The sequence below is a fragment of the Streptomyces sp. NPDC006430 genome (assembly GCF_040612395.1).
GTDB lineage: Bacteria > Actinomycetota > Actinomycetes > Streptomycetales > Streptomycetaceae > Streptomyces.
Window position 1 is genome coordinate 1 of the sequence record NZ_JBEXQA010000093.1, and the last position, 2,707, is coordinate 2,707.

A 2,707-nucleotide genomic window follows, 5' to 3' on the forward strand; every position below is an offset into this window, starting at 1 on the left:
GACGACAAGGCCGAACTCCTCGAAGGCATCGAGGACGGCGCCGACCGCCTCGCCGCCCTGATCGGCAACCTCCTCGACATGTCCCGCCTCAACACGGGCACCGTCGTCCCGCTGATCCGCGAGACCGACCTCGACGAGGTGGTCCCGATGGCCCTGGGCGGCGTACCGGAGGACAGCGTCGAACTCGACATCCCCGAAACGCTCCCCATGGTCGCCGTCGACCGCGGTCTGCTGGAGCGGGCAGTCGCCAACATCGTCGAGAACGCCGTCAAATACAGCCCCGACGGACAACCCGTCCTGGTCTCCGCCAGCGCCCTGCGCGACCGCGTCGAGGTCCGCGTCGTCGACCGCGGCCCCGGAGTCCCCGACGAGGCCAAGGAGCGCATCTTCGAGCCCTTCCAGCGCCACGGCGACGCGCCGCGCGGCGCGGGAGTGGGTCTCGGGCTCGCCGTAGCCCGGGGCTTCACGGAGTCCATCGGCGGCACCCTCACCGCCGAGGACACACCGGGCGGCGGACTCACCATGGTCATCACCCTGCCCATGGCAGGCGGCGCTCCGCCGGTCTCCGCGGAGCTGCCGACGTCCGCCGTCACCTGACATCGAGGCGACCGACAGGGGCCACTCGGGCCCGACGATCGCCGGTCACCGCCGTGGCCTGCGATCGTCCCCGTATCAGTGCAGCGGGCCCGCGATTGCCGTGAGCGCGGCGACGTGACGCCGGTAGACGGCCAGTCCCTCCTCGGCCAGGTACAGCCAGGTCCGCGGCCGACGCCCGACCTGCCCTTTCTCGACCGTCACCCAACCCGCTTCCTCCAGGCGCGAGACCTGTTTCGACAAAGCGGAGTCGGTGATCTCCACCAGATCACGCACGTAGGCGAACTCGGCCTTCTCCACGCCGGCGAGGGCCGCGACGATCGACAGCCGCACGGCCGAGGCGAGAAGGGGCGCGAGGCCGTGCCGCGGATGAGGGACCTGCCCGACAGCTGCCGAGACCTCCGACGTCATACGGCGCGCCCCTTACGCCAGGCGACCGCAGCGGCCGGCAACGCGCATGCGAGGGCCGCCACGGCCGCGAAGGCGACACTGTCCAGGAAGATGGTGTATCCGAGCAGCAGGCTCAGGACGTAGGCAACCGCCCAGACTCCGATCACCTTGAGGTGCCTGCCCCCGTAGCCGCGCGGGACCACCGGTTGCCGCGTGGCGAACAGGGAAAGCCCCATGACCACAAAGGCGTTCGCCAGCGTGCTGACGAGCGTCCCCGTCCGCCCGTGCCACAGCAGCACCGCAGGAACGAGGACGAGCTGCCAAAAGGCGAAGAGCCACAGGTAGCGGGCGTACCAGCTGCTTCGCCCCCGCGCAGCCCCCTCGATCCGCCCGATCCCCTTCAACGATGCGGCCGCATCGGCCTGTTCGAGCACGGCAATCCCCTCCGTCATCGCCGGGCAACTCTGAACATGCTAGCCCGGCATCTACTTTCCACATTAGCAACTACTTGCCAAATGTGAGGAGTCGGCGCGGCTCCCAGCAGCACCGGTGCCCCGAGCAGGGGCTGACGGCGGAAGACACGCGAGCCGTCCGGCCCCGGTATCCCCACACCGGAGAGCCGGACGGCTCATGTGGTGTGCGACGGGTGACCGACACGCGGTCGCATCGGTCCGTACCCCCACGGTGGGACCATGCGCCCCTCGGGCGGCGTTCAGGTCACCGCCTACCAGCCGCGTGCCGCCGGTCCGTCGTCCGGCTCCGTCGCTCCACCAGTCTGCGCCAGGCAGACCGCTCCGGCAGTACTCCTTGACGGGTTCCTTCCGCGCGGAAGTCGATCTTTGATGCGGCTCTGACGAAGGGTCATCAGAAGGCCGTCAAGAAGCCTCCGCGCGCTTGCCTCCGGGTCCCCGATGCGCTGGGATTGCGCCATGAACAGCGGTCCGCGCTATGACGATCGGCCACCGAATCCGGTGCAGCCGACGGCGCCCGCTGTCCGCCCGGCCCTCTGACGTCGGCCGCGCGTCCTCGGCGTACCTGCCGTCAGCCCCCTGAAGGGCGCTGACCGAGGCCGCGTACGCATCCTCACCTTCACCGCATGGACCGAGCCCACGCACCTGCCTCTCGCTGGGGCGCCGGGCACATCGGCCATGCCTGCTTCCAGGAAGCCAACATGTCTGCATCCCTGTCCGGACGTACCGTCCTCGTCACCGGAGCCACCTCCGGCATCGGCTACGAGACCACCCGCCAGCTCGCCGAGTGGGGCGCCACCGTCCTCCTCCACGGCCGCACGCCCGAGGAGGCACAGGCCGCCGCCGACCGGCTCGTTGCCACCGCCGGTGTGGACGGCGCGCGGCTCCGACTGCTCGCCGCCGACTTCGTGTGCCTGGAGGAGGTCGAGAACCTCGCCCACGCCGTCGTACGGGAGCACCCGCGCCTGGACGTACTGGTCAACAACGCGGCCCCCGCAGACACGATCGGCGCAGGCGGGCAACCACGGCGGTGACCGGCGGCCAACGCAACCTCACCCGCCTCTGGCTGACGGTCAGGCGTCCCAGGTGACCGGGAGGCTCTTCACCCCGTAGATGTCCGCGGTCTCCGGGCGCAGGGCGACGTCTTCGGCCGGTACGGCCAGGCGCAGCGTGGGGAAGCGGGCCAGCAGCGCGCAGAACGCGACCCGCATCTCGACGCGGGCCAGTTGCGCGCCCAGGCACAGGTGGATGCC

Annotated in this window: 3 protein-coding genes and 2 pseudogenes; 2 read left to right on the forward strand and 3 right to left on the reverse strand. The window is 70.6% G+C overall.

Features of this window, described 5'->3' with window-relative positions; translation table 11 throughout:
• Nucleotides 1-597, forward strand: a 597-nt coding sequence (locus tag ABZZ20_RS36660; RefSeq protein ID WP_356877360.1) for an ATP-binding protein, incomplete at its 5' end; no start/stop codon positions are given.
• 75 nt (nt 598-672) lie between these two features.
• Here the strand turns inward: ABZZ20_RS36660 and ABZZ20_RS36665 are convergent.
• Nucleotides 673-1,005 carry a transcriptional regulator gene (locus ABZZ20_RS36665; protein WP_356877362.1) on the reverse strand — a complete coding sequence of 111 codons (333 nt, stop codon included), beginning with the start codon at nt 1,003-1,005 and terminating at the stop codon, nt 673-675.
• Nucleotides 1,002-1,436 (reverse strand): hypothetical protein, encoded by a 435-nt coding sequence (locus tag ABZZ20_RS36670; protein ID WP_356877364.1) that lies wholly within the window; start codon nt 1,434-1,436, stop codon nt 1,002-1,004. Before ABZZ20_RS36670 ends, ABZZ20_RS36665 begins: the two co-directional genes overlap by 4 nt.
• Before the next feature lie 719 nt (nt 1,437-2,155).
• Between ABZZ20_RS36670 and ABZZ20_RS36675 the strand changes: the two are divergent.
• Nucleotides 2,156-2,452 (forward strand): annotated as a pseudogene (locus ABZZ20_RS36675) (SDR family NAD(P)-dependent oxidoreductase); the annotation flags it as partial.
• Between the two features lie 75 nt (nt 2,453-2,527).
• On the opposite strand, the pseudogene ABZZ20_RS36680 reads toward ABZZ20_RS36675, so the two are convergent.
• Nucleotides 2,528-2,707, reverse strand: a pseudogene (locus ABZZ20_RS36680) (cytochrome P450); the annotation flags it as partial.

Bases quoted from the DNA above. Each gene is read 5' to 3' on its own strand.
- ABZZ20_RS36665 (WP_356877362.1), bottom strand. From the start codon at position 1,005: ATGACGTCGGAGGTCTCGGCAGCTGTCGGGCAGGTCCCTCATCCGCGG.
- ABZZ20_RS36670 (WP_356877364.1), bottom strand. From the start codon at position 1,436: ATGACGGAGGGGATTGCCGTGCTCGAACAGGCCGATGCGGCCGCATCG.